15 protein-coding genes and 2 pseudogenes are annotated in these 17,882 nt (G+C 43.1%); 4 read left to right on the forward strand and 13 right to left on the reverse strand.

From position 1 onward, the window contains the following. Nucleotides 1–91: 91 nt before the first annotated feature. The 4 genes from ACED46_RS16530 to bluB form a co-directional block, all read right to left on the reverse strand. Nucleotides 92–409, reverse strand: a complete 318-nt coding sequence (locus ACED46_RS16530; protein ID WP_371721930.1) for an IS66 family insertion sequence element accessory protein TnpB — start codon at nucleotides 407–409, stop codon at nucleotides 92–94. A 240-nt stretch (nucleotides 410–649) separates the two neighbouring features. Beyond that, nucleotides 650–1,750: a DUF4435 domain-containing protein gene (locus ACED46_RS16535; protein ID WP_371721931.1), complete on the reverse strand. Its 1,101-nt coding sequence runs from the start codon at nucleotides 1,748–1,750 to the stop codon at nucleotides 650–652. A gap of 2 nt (nucleotides 1,751–1,752) precedes the next feature. After that, nucleotides 1,753–2,871: an AAA family ATPase gene (locus ACED46_RS16540; RefSeq protein WP_029224024.1), complete on the reverse strand. Its 1,119-nt coding sequence runs from the start codon at nucleotides 2,869–2,871 to the stop codon at nucleotides 1,753–1,755. A gap of 350 nt (nucleotides 2,872–3,221) precedes the next feature. After that, entirely contained in the window at nucleotides 3,222–3,890 is a 669-nt protein-coding gene (gene bluB / locus ACED46_RS16545) for a 5,6-dimethylbenzimidazole synthase (RefSeq protein ID WP_371721932.1), read from the reverse strand. A gap of 168 nt (nucleotides 3,891–4,058) precedes the next feature. On the opposite strand from bluB, the gene ACED46_RS16550 reads away from it, so the two are divergent. The 3 genes from ACED46_RS16550 to ACED46_RS16560 all read left to right on the forward strand — a co-directional run bounded on the left by ACED46_RS16550 (nucleotide 4,059) and on the right by ACED46_RS16560 (nucleotide 6,483). Next, the gene (locus tag ACED46_RS16550; protein WP_371721933.1) at nucleotides 4,059–5,255 is read left to right on the forward strand and encodes a DEAD/DEAH box helicase; all 1,197 of its coding nucleotides are present in this window, start codon (nucleotides 4,059–4,061) and stop codon (nucleotides 5,253–5,255) included. Between the two features lie 132 nt (nucleotides 5,256–5,387). After that, nucleotides 5,388–5,789, forward strand: a complete 402-nt coding sequence (locus ACED46_RS16555; protein WP_371721934.1) for a PPC domain-containing DNA-binding protein — start codon at nucleotides 5,388–5,390, stop codon at nucleotides 5,787–5,789. A gap of 70 nt (nucleotides 5,790–5,859) precedes the next feature. Next, nucleotides 5,860–6,483, forward strand: a complete 624-nt coding sequence (locus ACED46_RS16560) for a PolC-type DNA polymerase III (protein WP_371721935.1) — start codon at nucleotides 5,860–5,862, stop codon at nucleotides 6,481–6,483. Between the two features lie 65 nt (nucleotides 6,484–6,548). Here ACED46_RS16560 and ACED46_RS16565 read toward each other — a convergent pair whose 3' ends face one another. Beyond that, nucleotides 6,549–7,385 carry a DUF6279 family lipoprotein gene (locus ACED46_RS16565; RefSeq protein ID WP_371721937.1) on the reverse strand — a complete coding sequence of 279 codons (837 nt, stop codon included), beginning with the start codon at nucleotides 7,383–7,385 and terminating at the stop codon, nucleotides 6,549–6,551. Between the two features lie 303 nt (nucleotides 7,386–7,688). Between ACED46_RS16565 and ACED46_RS16570 the strand changes: the two genes are divergently transcribed. Next, complete coding sequence (locus ACED46_RS16570; RefSeq protein WP_017064349.1) at nucleotides 7,689–7,862, forward strand: hypothetical protein; 174 nt, start codon at nucleotides 7,689–7,691, stop codon at nucleotides 7,860–7,862. A 140-nt stretch (nucleotides 7,863–8,002) separates the two neighbouring features. On the opposite strand, the gene dbpA is transcribed toward ACED46_RS16570, so the two are convergent. The 8 genes and pseudogenes from dbpA to ACED46_RS16610 all read right to left on the reverse strand — a co-directional run bounded on the left by dbpA (nucleotide 8,003) and on the right by ACED46_RS16610 (nucleotide 17,860). Then, the gene (dbpA, locus tag ACED46_RS16575; RefSeq protein WP_017064348.1) at nucleotides 8,003–9,382 is read right to left on the reverse strand and encodes an ATP-dependent RNA helicase DbpA; all 1,380 of its coding nucleotides are present in this window, start codon (nucleotides 9,380–9,382) and stop codon (nucleotides 8,003–8,005) included. 148 nt (nucleotides 9,383–9,530) lie between these two features. Further along, nucleotides 9,531–10,439, reverse strand: coding sequence for an aldo/keto reductase family oxidoreductase (locus ACED46_RS16580; RefSeq protein ID WP_017064347.1), 909 nt, complete (start codon nucleotides 10,437–10,439; stop codon nucleotides 9,531–9,533). A gap of 217 nt (nucleotides 10,440–10,656) precedes the next feature. Continuing rightward, nucleotides 10,657–11,244, reverse strand: a complete 588-nt coding sequence (locus tag ACED46_RS16585; RefSeq protein WP_017071598.1) for a hypothetical protein — start codon at nucleotides 11,242–11,244, stop codon at nucleotides 10,657–10,659. Between the two features lie 210 nt (nucleotides 11,245–11,454). Further along, entirely contained in the window at nucleotides 11,455–12,399 is a 945-nt protein-coding gene (locus ACED46_RS16590; protein WP_371721939.1) for a PstS family phosphate ABC transporter substrate-binding protein, read from the reverse strand. Next, complete coding sequence (locus tag ACED46_RS16595; protein ID WP_017059473.1) at nucleotides 12,399–13,037, reverse strand: OmpA family protein; 639 nt, start codon at nucleotides 13,035–13,037, stop codon at nucleotides 12,399–12,401. Before ACED46_RS16595 ends, ACED46_RS16590 begins: the two co-directional genes overlap by 1 nt. Beyond that, nucleotides 13,037–14,349 (reverse strand): annotated as a pseudogene (locus ACED46_RS16600) (TolC family outer membrane protein). Before ACED46_RS16600 ends, ACED46_RS16595 begins: the two are co-directional and overlap by 1 nt. Before the next feature lie 34 nt (nucleotides 14,350–14,383). After that, nucleotides 14,384–15,708: pseudogene (locus ACED46_RS16605) on the reverse strand (HlyD family type I secretion periplasmic adaptor subunit). Beyond that, complete coding sequence (locus ACED46_RS16610; RefSeq protein WP_371721940.1) at nucleotides 15,701–17,860, reverse strand: type I secretion system permease/ATPase; 2,160 nt, start codon at nucleotides 17,858–17,860, stop codon at nucleotides 15,701–15,703. The pseudogene ACED46_RS16605 and the gene ACED46_RS16610 overlap by 8 nt, the downstream one beginning before the upstream one ends. Nucleotides 17,861–17,882 lie beyond the last annotated feature (22 nt).

A 17,882-nucleotide genomic window follows, 5' to 3' on the forward strand; every position in this document is an offset into this window, starting at 1 on the left:
TTTTCGATAATCGCTGCAAGGCCGTTGATGGACTTTCTAAAATCGACGCTTTCACGATAAAGGTAAATGTCTGGAGCGCTGAGCATACCTTTCATGACAACGCTCCAATGAGTTCAGCAAGATAGGTGGCTGGCGTGCCTTGAGGAATGCTCAGCTCCACATCATTGATGAGAAGTGTCATGTTCGCCGTAGCTATCTGGGCCTGATACTTGGTTGTCTTTTCAACGATTTCGGCTTTAACAAATCCGACAGATTCCGATTGGTTTGCTGTTTGGAGTTGACGCCGTTTGGCGAAGAACGTGGATAAACTCAGTCCATGCTCTTCACAAAAAGCGCGTTGGGTAACACTGCTGCTTTCATATTGTTCAAACAGTGTTTGCCATTCTAGGTTGGTGCGTCGTTTTCCCATTTCAAATCTCCTCATGGTTGGAGACTTGATCTTATTATTCGTGCTAGGTGATTAGAATGCGGGGTTTATGACGCGCTTACAGTTTATCTTGCATATGACTCCCACAAAAAAGCACCCGACTTTCACAATGGAAAGGGGTGCTTTGTCAGTTACAAACTGTAGAAACGAAAAAAAACACTAGTTAGGCGAGATTTTCTCATTTTGAAAATTTGTGCTGTATTCAGAGACAATTTTCAAGTTTTAAACACTAACACGAACTCCACCACCTGGCTTTTCATTGCTAGAGTATTTCTTCTTAAACTTAATCAATTCATTAATTAAAAATTGGTAACATTCTGCTTTAGAGTTGCAACTATTTGCCATCAATAAAGTTTCTACGTCGCGACACTTTCCAAAATACTCTCCTTTCATTTGCGCAAATTCTTGAGGTTTTGTATCCAAGCTTTGCATTCCTGCAACCTCTTCATCTTGATACATTTTATAGAGGCCATGAATATAGCTTGGATCAGTATTTCTTTTACCTTTCCCTTTTAGGAATGGAAGAAGTACATTCTCTATGTCGTGACCACAAAAATAAAGATACATATTTTTATTATTAAGTCCCTTACTTTCGAGGTTCTCAACAAACTCAGAAGGAGCGTTTAGTTCCGAAATAGTCCCTAGATCATACCCACTTAATGAAAGTCGTAAAAATGAATTTTGAATCCTACCTTTATATAAATCTCGCTGATAATTGTCGCCATTTTTGATGTGATAAAGCAAATTTAAAAAATTACCATACTGCTCAAAAGACCATTTCTCTAATGCATCGATAAATAGATTACTATCAACAGTTTCTGAACTTGTGCAAGCCGCATCTTTGACAACCTCAACCAACCCTAAAGGGTCATATAGGTAGTTTTCTATCGCATATGCATATGTTTGAAATACAAAAGGAGAACAATAAAAACTATCAAAACTATCAAAACTATCAAAACTATCAAAACTATCAAAATCATCACCGTCATTAATATTATAATCGACATTCAATAAAAAGTCATAATCGCTATCAACAAAGTAAAGTGAATACTCACCCACCTCTTCCTTTTTAACTACTGACTTAATGGCATCCTTACCTGAAGCTTGAGATTCATAATGCTTTCGGATAGGTTCAACTATAATATCATTAATATCTAGTGTTCGAAGTACACCTCTCCAAAACTGAACATCAGCTCTTGATTCAACCCAAGCCTTTCGCATACCTTTTCTATCCACACGTCTTGATAAAACACTGGATTTTTGGATTCTTGCAGACTTTCGAGCACCTCTGTGGACATTTGATTGACCTACATTGACCGTCATATCTACTCCGATACTAATTCAATACAATGTGATTCATCCCATTCTTCAATTAGGCTTGGAGAGTGACTTGCAATAATAAACTGCATGTTTGGAGCTATTAGAACCAAATCACTAATTAAAGTATTCTGCCAATCTATGTGTAAACCAATTTCGGGTTCATCTAACAACATCACATTAATCGAATTTTTAGACAAAAAAACAAGCAAAAATAAGTGAATCAATGCTTTTTCACCACGAGACAAGGAGTCTGGAGAGAGGATTTTGTCATTTTTGGATATAGTTAACTTGTTATCTTCTTCGTTTCTTACTACTTCTTTATTATCAATTCTAAAATATTTGTTAAGTGTTGTTATCAATCTATCGACTTCATTTTTTTGTTCTATCAACAATTTGTAACTTTCATCTTCAGCTTCATTAGGAACGTCTCTTCCCAAAGATTCGAATAATACTTTAGATAATTTAGAGTTCAATCTTGACTCAAACTTTTGAAACCTATCTATTACCTTTCTATAAGGCGTATCAACAATAATTCCAAAATACTTATCCATAACACTGTCGACTTCGTTATCGACACCTTCAGAATCTAAGTTTATAATTCTATCTTCTTGATAAATTTCAGCTCCCCAGTTTAGATAACGGTCTAATTCCGGAGTTCCTTCTTCCCACTCTACAGGGTGGTTCAATCCTACTCTAAACATTTCACCAAGAGAGCGTTTTTTATAAGTTAGTACATTTGTAACATCCACATCATTTGATATATCAAGAAACTCATCCTTAACACTCTGCAAAGCTTCAACACTATGCAATTCCTCACCAGAAAAACGCTCTAATATCAGCCTTTCTTTCTCGTGATCTTTGAGGATGGGGAATACTACTTTCGTTTTATAAATCTCAAATTCTTTGTCAAAAAACACACGTGTCGAACAAAAACGAAATTTAGATGTAGATATTTGCTTATCTTCTGGATTACCGACATTTATTGCATCATGAATTAAATTTAGTATGGTACTTTTCCCTAGGCCATTCCCTCCTGTAAGAAAGCTAACCTGATGTTGAAACGGTATAGTTATTCCTTTACCTTCATCCCATAAATTCAATATTTCTGCTGCAGATATTCGCATGTTTATCCTACTATAAATAACGCTATATTGGCTCGAAGTAAAAACTCCAAACATTGAAAACCACTCTTAACTGCTTTGTAAATTGTAGCTTACGCCACAAACATCACTTCCAACAACGCGTTAAGTAGTGAACAATGTAGCCTCCTAGCTTAAATTATGCACCCTGAACACTAAAGCTCACCAAAACTGGTAATGCCAAGCGTTGGCTATCGCTCTTAAATGCTTGTTAGACAGTCTAAACCATTGCACCGTAAACACAAAACCCAAATCGAACTGAAACTGCCAAGCATTTAGTACCAGCCTTAAAAGTTTGCATGTCTAGATAGATGTCAGAATATTCAGTTAATCAGTTACTTTCCATCAGCCTCTAGCTGCTTAGAATTCCACTTCCCTTCATGAATCGCAGAATTGACGTCTCTTCTTGGCAACCAGCCCATGGTTTCGAGTTCAGGTTTATCTTTGAAGTGGTCAACGTAGCCGATACACAGGTACGCTACGATATCGATGTTTTCTGGGATATCTAATGCGTCTCGCAGTGTTGAGTCGTGAAGAATACTCACCCAACCTAAGCCGAGGTTTTCGGCTCTAGCTGCCAGCCATAGGTTTTGAACAGCACACACGGTGCTGTACAGATCCATCTCTTGTTTGATGGTTCGACCTAGCACGACCTTTCCGGTTCGATTACGGTCGCAAGTCACGCAGATACCGATAGGTGATTCGACGATGCCTTCAAGCTTTAGACGCTTATACATTGCCTGCTTTTCATCGGTGAACATTTCCGCGGATTCTGCATGAGCCTGATTGAAGCCCGCTTTGATTTGTTGCTTAGTTTCGATATCACGAACGACAACAAAATCCCAAGGTTGCATAAAACCGACACTGGGAGCATGGTGCGCTGCGGTTAGTACACGCATCAAAACGTCTTCTGGGATCTCATCAGGAAGAAACTGACCACGAACATCTCGGCGAGAAAAAATCGTTTTATATACTGCATCGCGTTCATTCGGCGTAATTTCCATGCATCCCTGTCTTATCGTCGTCTTAATTGAGCCAGTATTATCCAACTAAAGTGTCTATGTTACTAGCGGTACACAAGCAACATGGTAGAATGCCGCCATTAATCTTATCCTTGTATAAGATTGTTAAACCTTTCCATCGCTATTTAGCCAAATCATACCGAGAAACTTATGCCATTTTCCAAGCTTGGATTAAGCTCACCTATTGTTAAAGCCGTTGCAAAACAAGGCTATGAAAAGCCAACCTCTATTCAAGAAAAAGCAATTCCGATTGTTCTTTCTGGTAAGAACCTTATTGCTGCAGCACAAACAGGTACAGGTAAAACTGCGAGCTTTGTTCTCCCTATCTTAGAAATGCTAAGCAAAGGTGAAACGCAGCGTAAAAAACGTATCCGCGCAGTTATCCTGACACCAACGCGTGAGCTGGCAGTTCAGGTTGAACAGAACATTACTAAGTACGCGAAGTTCCTAAACCTAACATCATTAGCGATGTACGGTGGCGTATCTTACCAACACCAGAAAGATCGCCTGATTGAAGGTGTCGACATTCTTGTGGCAACACCAGGTCGTTTGATCGACATGTACGGACAACGTGCCATTCACTTTGATGAAGTTGAAGTTCTGGTTCTAGATGAAGCTGACCGCATGCTAGACATGGGTTTCATTGAAGACATCAACAAGATCATCGCGCGTCTACCACAAGACATCCAAAATCTACTGTTCTCAGCAACGCTTTCAACGCCAGTGCGCGCGCTAGCGAAAAGTGCTATCAGCGAAGCGGAAGAGATTTCGATTGCCAAGACAGATGCGTCTAAAGCGAACATTGAGCAATGGTTAGTTACCGTAGATAAAGACCGTAAGTCAGCACTATTGAGCCACATGATTACCGAAGGCAACTGGGACCAAGCGCTTATCTTTATCGAAACCAAGCACGGCGCTGCTAAGTTGGTTGCTCAACTTGAGAAACGTGGTATTCAAGCGGAAGCTTTCCATAGTGGACGTAGCCAAGCGATTCGTGAAAAAATCTTGGCTGACTTCAAGAAAGGTCGTCTAAAGTACTTAGTCGCGACGGGTGTTGCTGCTCGTGGTATCGATATCGACAACCTAAGCCGCGTAGTAAACTACGACATGCCTTTCCCAGCGGACGACTATGTTCACCGTATTGGTCGTGCAGGCCGTGCTGATGCGTCTGGCGAAGCGATATCTTTCCTATCGAAAGATAACTTCAAAAACCTGTGCATTATTGAAAAGCGTCTGGGTCACTTGATTGAACGTCGCGTTGTTGAAGGTTTCGAACCACGCAAAGAAGTGCCAATCTCAGTATTGAACTTCGTTCCTAAGAAGAAAAGAGAACAGCAACAAGACTAAGTAATTTCAGCGACAGAAAATGCAAAGTTGCATTAACCAAAAGAAAAGTCGCATTAGCCAAAATGAAAATAAAACGAAGCCCTATGCGGCTTCGTTTTGTTCTTTGATACACAGATAAAACAGAGGTATGAGATGATTACTCCTATCGCAACGAGATTAACCCGCGGCCAAGACCTAAAGCTTGAGATCCAAAGGTTAGTGACCACACACAACATCTCGGCAGGCTCTATCGCATCTTGTGTCGGTTGTGTCTCTCAACTCAATATTCGTTTAGCTAATGCCAACAACACCAAGCTAATCACAGCTCCGTTCGAAATTGTGTCTCTTATGGCGACGCTAACCCCAAACCACCAGCATGTTCATATATCCGTTGCTGATGAGAATGGCAACGTGATTGGTGGGCATTTGCTTGAAGGGACGATTATCGCAACCACCACTGAACTTATCGTTCACCGCTACGATACTTTGACCTTCAGCAGAGAGCACGACGATTCGACGGGTTACACTGAACTTACTATCGGCACTAGCAAATAACTGATTGACCCATAGCAACACCAAACGCCCCATATAAAGCGATACTACCAAACAGCAATTAGGAAACACGATGGCTTCAAACTCCGCAGATTCCGTTATCGTTCTCGATTTCGAAACCACAGGCTTATCACCAAACATGGGTGACCGAGCGATTGAGATCGGTGCGGTTAAACTCGTTAACGGCGAAGTTGTCGACACCTTCCAACAACTCATGAATCCAGGGTTTCGTGTGAGTGGCTTCATTGAAAGCTACACCGGCATTACTAACCGCATGCTGAACACCGCGGCCAGTTGCAGTGAAGTGATGGATGAGTTTGCAGACTTTATTCAAGACAGTCAGCTTGTTGCTCATAATGCATCGTTTGATAAACGCTTTCTCGACGCAGAATTAGACGATATAGGGCGTGATTACAACGGACAGTTTGCATGCTCAATGTTGATTGCTCGTCGGCTAATCCAAGACGCACCAACTCATAAGCTAGGCGACCTTGTGCGTTTCAAAAATATCGACAACGACGGTACTTTCCACAGAGCGTTAGCCGATTCAGAAATGACAGCAAGGTTGTGGTTATTGATGATTGATGAATTGCAAAGTGATCACGGCATTCAACAGCCAAGCTTTCAACTGATGCAGAAAATATCTAGGACAGCCAAAGGTTCGATTCCAAAACTACTGATGAGCAACAGGGGTTAGGTTCCGAAATTCAGTTTGATGAAAGGCTAGCTCGATAATGACCGCTAGCCTTTAAAAAGAACGCTCTACTCTTGCAATGACTCCAACGTTCCTTTGAGGCTTTCTAACTCATTCATAAAATACGCCCACTGCTTGTTACTGCTGGTCGCGGCCATATCTACTAAAAACTTGGCTGATGTTTCCATATTTTGGTTAAGCTGCGGCTCAAGTTCAGCAGGATAATAAGCTTCATTGTTTAAAAGCAACTTCATAATAATTGGCTGAGCAATATGCAGATCGCTCTTCTTTGCCATCAGCGTCGTTAGCTCTTCATAGATGTTGTTTTGATATTGTCGCCAACTGCTATTGGTATTTACCCACTCTTTAGACCAAACCAAAATAATCTGTTTTTGTTCTTTCGATACTGAACCCAACCACCGTTCTGCACGCTCTTCTATTCTGCTTCGGTATCGCTCTCTCGAATCGTCATCGTTCAACGACAACCTTTCTTCATAATAGTCTTGCTGCTTTTCACGAAAGTTCTTTAAAAACTCCCTGTCTTGCTTAGGGCTAAGCTGCATACTCAAGGCGTAAATATCTGGAGCGAACTTATTGACGATTGAGCGAATATGCTCTTTCGTTTCTTCACTTTGGCCAACAATAAAAGCGGGATTCATATCCGACCGTTCTACGTTTTGAATCGCTTCTAATTGCGAAATATACAGAGGTAGCTGAGTTTCTTTATGCCATTTCTGTAATATATCTAATCGCTCTTCAAGCTCTGATTCTTGGCTATTTGAGAGGGAAACAAAATCTTCTATATAGCTAACGACAAACCAACCTATATTGTTATAGGCGAACTTGGTCCCGCACCCAGTAAATAGAAAACAGATCACTAAAACTAACCACCGGCACTTTCTCATTCTACCCTCTCACGACATTCAACAAAGCCACAAACCGATTAACTCATCCCTTTAAGGTTAGCCCAGTTTTTATAACGCTAATTCTAGCTCTTATAAAAGTAGTCTTAATAAACAGTGGTCGTAAAAACTTTGAGATAAATTGAGACCCAAACTTGCTAATCTAGCTATTTAGGCAAATGATTAAACTAAAAATAATTAATGGCAGTGATGTAACTTGATTTTATTACTCATTTGACGTGATACGAGCCCTATAAATGAGTTGGGTTGACGTATTTAAAATGATTGATATTTGGGAGGGAAGCTATGGCCGCTATTCCTGATCATCCAAGCGATTTAGAATATGAGCTTTGTTATTTTGACGATGGTTCAATAACCACAATCACGATATTGGTTCACAATCGACAAGAAGCGATGACTTGGTATCTTAGCGAAGGAAAGCATATCAACGATCTTTATTCGATAAGACCCGATGAATAATGCTTTGGTATAGAGGACTAGGTCGATAAACCTAAGATAAGAAACTTGAGTGGCATTTTGTGGAACACCCTTTACTGCAATGCCATTAATTAGCAATGTCGTTAATTAGACATATCGCAGCAAAGGGATTCAGTCTCGAATTACTTCAGGATTCGGGCACGGAATTGACGACCCTTCATTTTACCTGATTCGATTTTGTTCAGTGCTTTTTTAGCCACAGATCTTTCTACCGCTACGTAAGCACGCATTGCAAACAGATTGATCTTACCTACTGATTTACCATCAATGCCGCCTTGGCCCGTCAGTGCGCCAAGAATATCACCAGCACGAAGCTTAGCTTTCTTACCGCCATCAATTTGGATGGTAACCATGTTTGAGTAGTACGGCTTAGCAATTGGTTTTGCTGGCAGTTCAGATGGCTCGATTGGCATGTCCATGTACTCATCAATTTGAGCAACACGGTACATCTCTTTTTCGCTAAAGAAGCTGATCGCTACGCCTTTGCTTCCTGCACGGCCAGTACGACCAATACGGTGTACGTGAACTTCAGGGTCGCGAGACAATTCAAAGTTGAACACAGCATCTAGGTTATCAACATCAAGACCGCGAGCCGCAACGTCTGTCGCCACTAGAATCGAGATGGTTTTGTTTGAGAACTGAACCAAAGCTTGGTCACGTTCACGCTGTTCCATGTCACCATGAAGTTCGATAACACTGAAACCGCGGTGGCTTAGCTCATCGTTTACGTTCTGCACTTCTTTCTTAGTGTTACAGAACACAACCGCAGACTCCGGTTGGTGATGAAGTAACAGCAACTCTAGAGCGTCATCACGAGCTTCAGAACCTTCTAACTTGTAGAAGTGTTGTTGGATGCTTGAGTGATCGTGTGTTGATTCAACCTTCACCATTTCTGGATTGCGCATAATGCGGTCTGCAACAGATTTGATCTGTTTAGGGAAAGTCGCACTGAATAGCAGAGTTTGGCGTTCTTTTGGCGCCGCTTCAATCACAGCATCCAAAGCGTCTTGGAAACCCATCTCTAGCATGCGATCCGCTTCATCTAACACAAGTGTGTTCAGCTCAGACAGGTCAATGCGGCCTTTCTCTAGGTGATCAAGAATACGACCAGGTGTGCCCACAAGAATGTGTGCGCCATGCTCTAGTGAACCAATCTGTGGGCCCATTGGCATACCGCCACATAGTGTCAGCACTTTAATGTTGTGAATACCACGAGCAAGAGTACGAATCTCTTTTGCTACTTGGTCTGCAAGCTCACGAGTCGGACATAACACTAAAGACTGAACACGGAAACGCTTAACGCGTAGGTTCTGCAGCACGCCTAAACCGAAAGCAGCTGTTTTACCTGAACCCGTTTTACCCTGACCGATAACGTCCTTGCCATTTAGGATAGTAGGAAGACTTAACGCTTGGATAGGCGTCATTTCAGTATAACCAAGAGAATCTAACGTGTTTAGAAGCTCTGGTTTAAGGGCGATTGAAGAGAATTTTGAAGTGCTCAATGGAAATATCCAACTGGTGAAAAACAGAGTGCATTATGAGTGTTTTTGAAAATTATTCCACCTTAATCACAGTTTTGGAGAAACATGTTAGGCGAACACAAAAAAGCCAGCTTTGTTAGCTGGCTTTAACTTCTATACGAATTGCTTTCTATGGCACACCGTGACCTTTAGATGCCACCCATACGCGATACCACTGTTCGCGCGTCAGCTCGATTTTCAGTGCATCAACGGCCGTCTTCACACGCTCAATCTTACCAGAACCAATAATTGCAATTGGACTAGATGGTAAACGACGAACCCAAGCGTAAATCACTTGATCAATGCTGTCTGCACCGACTTCTTGACGAATCGCCTCTAGCTCATCACGAACGCGAACCGCTTGCGCTGAATCACCACTGAAGATGCTACCACCACCGAGACAAGACCACGCCATCGGGCGAATGCGGTTCATCTGCAGTTGATCTAGCGTGCCATCATGAGCCACTTCGAAGTTCAATGGGTTGATTTCAACTTGGTTGGTCACTAACGGCTTACCGAGTCGAGATTGAAGCAGTTCGAACTGACGCGGTGAAAAGTTAGAAACACCGAAGTGCTTAACTTTACCTACTTTGTGTAGCTCTGCGAACGCTTCTGCTACTTCATCGGCATCCATTAACACGTCAGGGCGGTGAATCAACAATACATCGATATCGTTAACACCTAAGTGCTCTAATGAGTTATTTACTGATTGGTAAATATGCTGCGCGCTGGTGTCATAGTGATTGATCTTACGATCTGGAGTGTGGTCACCACATAGGTTGATATCGCACTTGGTGACGATTTGAATATCATCACGAAGGCTTGGTTCAAGCGCTAAAGCCTCACCAAACAACTTTTCACATTGGTAGTTACCGTAAATATCCGCGTGATCAACAGTTGTGATGCCAAGATCAATATGTTGCTTCAGGAAAGTCAGGCGTTGTTGCGGGGTCATGCCCCACTCTGCTGTACGCCAGTATCCTTGCACCAGCTCAGAAAGTTCTGGGCCTTGTGGCGCTATCGTTACTCTTGCAACCATGGGTTGTCTCCTTTATCAATACTGAACGTATCCTAATCTCGTTTTACCGAAGGCTCAACGTATAACAAATGGCAAAGCTAAACGCTTATTAAAAATGTGAGAGCCGCAGAAAAACGAACACTTAAATGAATTATAACTTGCTGTCTGCCCGCGAGCCGTTCTCCTGAAAGGCTTGTTTAGCCTAATAAATAACGAAACTATCTATAAATTTGAGCAATTAAAAACGATTAAGTTCAACCGTTAAGTTGTCACCATCACTCTGTAACTGAATCCAAGGAGAAGTAGAGCTAGAAGAAGATAAGCTAGGCACATTCCACACACTCAGTTGCTCTGCTGAACCGTGAGGCGCGTTGATGAATTCGACCAGCTGTTTATCCACCTTATCGAAACCAACACCTTCATTTCGAGCTTGTTCGAGTTGAGCTGTAACATCGAATTCATCTTCACCAATACGAATTGAACTGAGAGCAAAGCCATCTTGGCGAAGGTATGCCTGAAGCTTTGTGTAACTTAGGTCCGAATATGGCAGGTTTAAGCGAACCGTTTCGACACTTGAGTCCCCCAACTCCAGTTCAACATACACATCCAGGTCGTAATATTGGGTTAAGTCACTGCACAACAAAGTACCTTCGATCTCACCACAATCCATCAACTCGATATCATTAATATAGTTTTGAGAATTCGGCAGACTTGGGCTGCTGTTAAATACTGTTCTTAGCCACCAGCTTTCGGTTGCTTGCGCTGAAAATGAAATAGCATTGAGGGACAGCATTAGAGGCAAGATTAGAACTTGAAAGATTTTCATCGACTGGGCTTATTTAGCGCTATATGAAGTGTCCATTATACGTGACCAAACGACAAACAACTGCTCGAGTCGCAAATTTTAGGCGAAAAAAAACGGGCATACATGCCCGCTAGATAATTTCATCACCGAATAACGTAATCCGTCACGTTGAGAACCATTACGAAAGAGAGAATATCACTCTCCCACAACAGTTACAGAATGACATACCCATTACTTGTAGCCACCTTCAATAGCAGGCTCTTCAAGCGACAATCTGACTTTGTTACGTTGAATAGCTTCTGGCGGCAAGCTGATGAAGCCGTATTGGTTCAAAACGACTTGATGATCTTGTGACAAGGTAAGCCCAACAAAGAACTCCTCTTGTTCCGTAAAGCCTTTGCGATGCGCTGGAATATTCAAGTACATGTAATAAACCGTTGCTAACGGGTAACGACCAGAGAGGATCGTTTCTTTGTTTAGGTCGTAGTTCACACCTAGGTTATCAACCACGCTCAACCATTTCACATCAGAGATCTGATCTGAGTAAACGGTGTAACCAATGGCGGCATCTTCGTCTTCAATCTTATTAATCAGATCAGGTAAATCCGCTAAGAACTGAGTATGGGCATATTCTCCTTCTGTTCCACATTCGACCCAACTTGAAAAGGTAGTATGGCCTTTCAGGTTGTGATCAATGGCAAAGGGCAACATATGAGTATCTAGGCTTTCACCGTTACGAATATCACTACTTGCTGACCATTTTGGATGTTTAGGATCGTTAGAACAACCAAACACATCAATTAATTCAGCGACGGTAATTGATGTCGCAGGGTTATTTTCATTGGCTAGAATCGCAATCACGTCAGCGGTAAACATCAGCTCTGTTGGCCTATAACCGTAACGCATATCAAACCTAGCCATCTCTTTGTCAGTCCACTTTTTGGAAGTGATACCAACACGCGAGCGCTGCATGATCATCTGTTCTGGGACGCTGTCACTCAACAAGATTTCTAAGTCGATCTCTTGGCTCTTAAGCAGATATTCTACAAGCCCCTGCATATTCGGCTCAATCGCGACCAAACCAATGTCACTGGCATCATTCGCGAACGTCGATGCAGAGAACAACATAGGTACAGCAGCAAGCAGTAAGTCCGATTTATTCGATAGACGTTTCATTACTGGCCTCCTACTGGATCAATCGACGTTTTAGACTCAACATCGCTATTACTATCGAGCTGCATTTCTGAAGTGAAGATGTTCCAAGATGGATTCACTTCCATGCTTTCTGTCTTAATCACCGCAATCGTTCTGCGCTTACGCTTGTGAAGGTGCTGAGTTAAGCTGGTTATCTGAGTAAACTCTTGTTCGAAGATACGCTCACCATTGATGCCTCTATCAATCAATGCGTCTCGAATCACGCCAGTTCTTTTCTTGGCCAATGCTTTGTTATAAACGTTTGTACCTTCAGCACTGGTATCTCCGACCAAGGTAACCGAAGCATCAGGCTGCTCTCCTAGTAAACGCACCAACTCATTTAATACAGCGGTATGATCAGGTTTAAGGTCATACTTATCAAAATCAAATGCCACACTTAATACTTCAACATCTTCGACAATTTTCCAATTAGCACACCCTTTAATGTCTACCGTTACACCTTCTGGCGTATCGGCACATAGATCTCGCTGGTTAATCACACCATCTCGGTCATTATCCGCTAAGTCATCAATTTGGTGGCGTGTCATTGTCGTATCAGGCGTTTCTGCACATCCCATTAGCAAGATAGAGCTAAGTAGCGCTAGTTTAAAATATCTCATTACTTATTCTCCCCTTGCCACTCTTCTGGATGTTCAATCCTCAACGCATACGTCAACATACCCATCGCATTTAACACTCGATAAGCCGCTAACGTTTGATCATATTCAGTGCTGATGAAGTTTCTTCGAGCCAAAAACACTTCTACTTTTGCATCCAGTACATCAAGAAGGCTTCGTCTGCCAACATTGAATTGCTGGATATAGCCAAGCTCTGCAATTTTCGCTGCATCAACATTCTGTTGAAGTAAGGATTTTTGCTGCTCAAGCATTTTGTAAGCGTTCCAAGCCAGTTGTGTACCTTTCGAACCTCACGCTCTGTTCGTAATCGGATCGCCCTTGCCTCTTCCACTCGCCAAGCTGACGATTCAACCCTGGAGTCGGTAGAGAAGCCATTAAACAGGTCATAATCCATCGTCAACATGATACGTGCATCTTCATCGACACCGCCTGGCGGGTTAGATACGTTGTCATTCTTATTGGCATGAAGCTCAAGTTTTAGTTCTGGGTAGTAATCCCCTTTCTCGCGGCGCATCTCTTTACGAGCCGCGTCGATATCAAGCAAAGAGGCTTTGATTTCAGGGTGATTCTCGACAGCTTGTTCAAGTGCGACCTGTGCTGAGCTTGGTAATAGAGCGTAATCAAACCGGGGGTAAACCAAGTTCACCGCAGGTTTGCCAACCAAGCGTAGATACTGAGTTTGCAAATCAAACAGGTTGTTCTGAGCGGCGATAAGTGAAGACTGCGCGGTCGCGACACGGGCGGAGATTTGAGCCAGATCCGAGTTGCTACTCAAGCCTTTGCTCTTTTTATCTTGGATATCTTGATAGATCTCTTGGTGCTCTTTTACATTACGCTTAGACAATTCAAGTAGCGTCTCTGCTTTTAGGATATCGAGGTAATTTCTCACCACATCTAACGATACGTTTTCAGCTCGCGAAATCAGAGTTAGACGCTCAGCTTCTGCTTCGAACGTCAGTCGATCGACATTCGATGTGGTTTTAAAACCATCAAATAGTAACTGGGATACTTTAACGCCAATTTCCGTTCTCGTTAGGCCTCGATCATCGGTATCAAGTTTGCTACCACTGTTGTAGCGCGTTTCTTCATAACCTGCTGCCGCGTACAAGTTCACTTGCGGCATATACAAACCACTCGCCGCGTCTCCGTCTCTGACCACCGATTGGTATCGGGAGTATTGCGCCAATATCTCTGGGCTATAGTCGATGGCAAAGGCCACGGACTCTTCTAATGAAGCTGCTTGAGACAGCCCACTCATTAGCAAGCAAGAAGAGAGTAAGAATTTTGAATGCATTACACTTCCTTTTATATTTATGCTTTAACCCACTTCATCGTTCACGAAGTGAGTTTTCCTTAGCTCGTAAAATAGGTTTTAACCAATAACTCAATACTGTTTTCTCTCCGGTTAATATATCGACCGCGACTTGCATCCCTGGGATAATGCTAAAGGCAGAGTTTTGTTGCTGGTCTTCGTTTAACTGAATATGGGCACGATAATAGGCGTTTCCGTCTTCCGTTTGTAAGGCGTCGGCACTCACGTAAATCACCTCGCCTTTAAGTCCGCCATAAATGACGAAATCGTAGGCCGTGAATTTCACTGTTGCACCTAACCCGTTATGAACAAACGCAATATCTTGCGGAGAGATTCTCGCTTCAACAATCAGGTCACTGTTTGATGGAATGATCTCAATGATCGGCTCGCCGGGACGAACTACACCACCAATGGTACGCACAAAGATCTCTTTGACTGTGCCATCAACGGGCGCGACAATTTCAGTACGCTTGAGTTGGTCGGCAATCGCCTGCTGGCTTTCGTTCAGCTGCGCTATCTTGCTCGCCACTTCATTCAACTGGCCTTGCACTTTGGTACGAAAATCTAAAGCGATACTTCGATGATCCGCTATCGACTCTGAGTAGGCAGCTATCTGCTTCTGCGCTGCTACTTTGAGCTAGCAATATCACCTTTGAGTTTGACTACATCACGGTTGAGTTTAAGTAGCTCAACTTCCGCAACAGCACCGCTCGCTACCACGTCTTTCAGCATGTTGCGCTCACGAATCACAATCTCGAGGCTGCTTTCAAGAGTCTGGATATTGTTAAACGTATCGACACGAGCTTGGTCTTGTTGCTCGATACGAAGTGCCGCCTCTTCCAGTTCAGACTTCAACTGTCCTAAACGTTCTCGGTAGTTCGCCTTGGCATTCATTAACGCAGGGTGGCTTGATACATCAACCGCAATATCTTGAGGCACCAAGACCACTCGCTCATACCACTCTTTCGCATCATTATTTAAAACGACCGTCGACAGCTCAGCCTTTAATCTTAATTGCTGAGCAAGCAAGGTATCCGCTTGTTGAGCCGACTCTAAAAACGCCGCCTTAAAACGTGTGTCTTCTAACTTAGCTAGAGGTTGCCCCTTCACTACAGATTGGCCTTGTCGCACCATGATCTCTTGAACCAGTCCACCTTCTAAGCTCTGAATGGTTTGCACCGAAAGACTTGGAACGACTTTACCTTCACCGATCACGACTTCTTCTAATGTTGCCCACGTAGCCCAACCGATAATTGATACAATGAGTAGAGCACTCAACCAAATCAGCTTTCGAGAGCGGAATGCTAAGTGGTTGTTGGTCCATTGAATATCATTACTCATGACGACCTCCCTTCACCACAGATACCGTCTTAAACCGGCTCGTACCTTTAGGTACACTTTTCTTCTGTAAAGAGAGAATTTCTTTAGGTTCACCTTCTGCCACGATTTGACCTTTATCCAATACAATCACTCGATCACACATCATCAAGAATGAAGACTTATGGGAGCTGATTAGCATTGAGGTTTCTCTCGGCATACTTTGAAGTGCATTAAAGAACTGAATCTCGGCCTTCTTGTCTAGCGCGCTGGTGGGCTCATCCATGATCAATAACTTTGGACAACGATACAGAGCTCTCGCAATGGCAACGGCTTGGCGCTGACCACCAGAAAGTAACCGACCACCCTCACCGACAGGTGTTTCAAGGCCATTGCTTAGGCGCCCCATGTAACCATTCAAACCCGACTGTTGAAGAGCTTGTCTTAGCTTTTCTTCATCAACGTTGGTCGCACCAAGCGTAACGTTGTCGTAAACACTGCCAAAAATAAGATTAGTGGTTTGCCCTACCCAACCCATGCCACTACGCAGAACGCTGGTTGGCCATAATTGCCCATCGATTTCTTGATAGAAAGCTTGTCCTGTTGTTGGCAAATACTGGCGCGCAACAATCGATAGTAGAGTTGTTTTACCCGCGCCTGCCGCACCGACAAGACCAACTCGCTCACCCGGTTTGATCTCTAGGGAAATCTCCTTTAATGCAGGGCTTTGAGTCTCTGGATAAGTAAACGTCACTTCATCTAACCTAACCCCACCATCAAAGTCTCCTTTGTCGATAACTTGGTGTTTGGACTCTTCCTGAGGTAGCTCCATAATCTGATTCAGCCCTTCAACGGCCGAACGTGTTTGCTGGAACCTCAGCAATAGAAGAGAAAGCTGGTTCACCGAACTTGCAGCGCGCCCACTCAACATCACAACGGCTATCAAACCACCCATACTCAGCAAGCCTTCAGAGATCTGATACACGCCGAAGATGATCAGAGTGATGGTAACGATCTGCTGACTGGACTGAATAGAGTGCGTCACGATATTGGAGTAATGACGAGATTGAGTCTGCCATTGAGAGAGCGACGAAATCGTCTGTTCCCAACGCTTCTGGGTAATACCCTCAGCATTGTTTTGCTTGATATCCGGAAGGGTTGTTAAGCAATCAAACAGCTGGGCTTGTCTTTGTGTCGAGAGACGTGCGGTTTCATCGAATGTTTTCTCGACCTTGCCTTTCATCGCGATGCTCAGCACAATCAAAACAAGCATGATCGCGACAGGTATGAACATCATTGCGCCACCGAGCCAGCCGATAAGCAGTAGGAATAACAAAGTGAATGGCAGATCGACTAAAGTGACTAACGAGATAGAAGTGAAGAAATCTTTCACGCTATCGAAGTCTTGAAGCTGTCTGGCAAATGCGCCTACCGATTGAGGTCGATTTTCGAGCTTCATACCAAGGACTTTCGAGAACAGCTGAGAAGACAACTTGTTATCAATATAGCGCCCAGCCATATCAGTCACAGAGCTTCGTGAGCTTCTCAATACCCAATCAAAAATAACAACGATACCAACGCCTGCTGCTAATACCCAAAGCGTGTTAAACGCTTGGTTTGGCACAACACGGTCGTACACATTCATGGTAAATAACGGAACCACTAGCGCAAGCACGTTGATCAAGAACGAAGCGATAAACAGATCGCGATACCAAGGCTTCACTTCTTTGACCACCCGCCACAACCAACGGGTGTTGGATTTACTGTCATTGCGCTCATGTGCCTGAACACGGGCGTCATCAAGCGCTTGAGCACCCACTTGCCAAACAAATGCATCCACTTTAATGACTAAGTCTTTAAGGACAATTTGTTGGCTTAAGTTGGATTCACAATTCAATACTTGAAAGTCGCCAACGGAGCTTTGGGTTACGACAAGAGGAGACCCTGTCGCGGACTCAACAGCAACAACAGGGAACTGACATTGATTCAATAATTCTTTTTTAACGTGGCTCAGCGTTAACCCCGATTTCTCAATCGCTCTTGGAAAAAGGGATTCATTGAGCCTGCCTTCATTTAAAGGTAGGCCAGACACTATTTTGGAAGGGTGACTGCGAACATTAAAATGCTCACACAACCACTCAACACAAGCTAGCCAGCTGTCTTTTTGTTCTACCAATCTAAACTTCCTTTTATAGACT

The organism is Vibrio sp. 1S139, assembly GCF_041439475.1.
Taxonomy (GTDB): Bacteria; Pseudomonadota; Gammaproteobacteria; order Enterobacterales; family Vibrionaceae; genus Vibrio; species Vibrio crassostreae_C.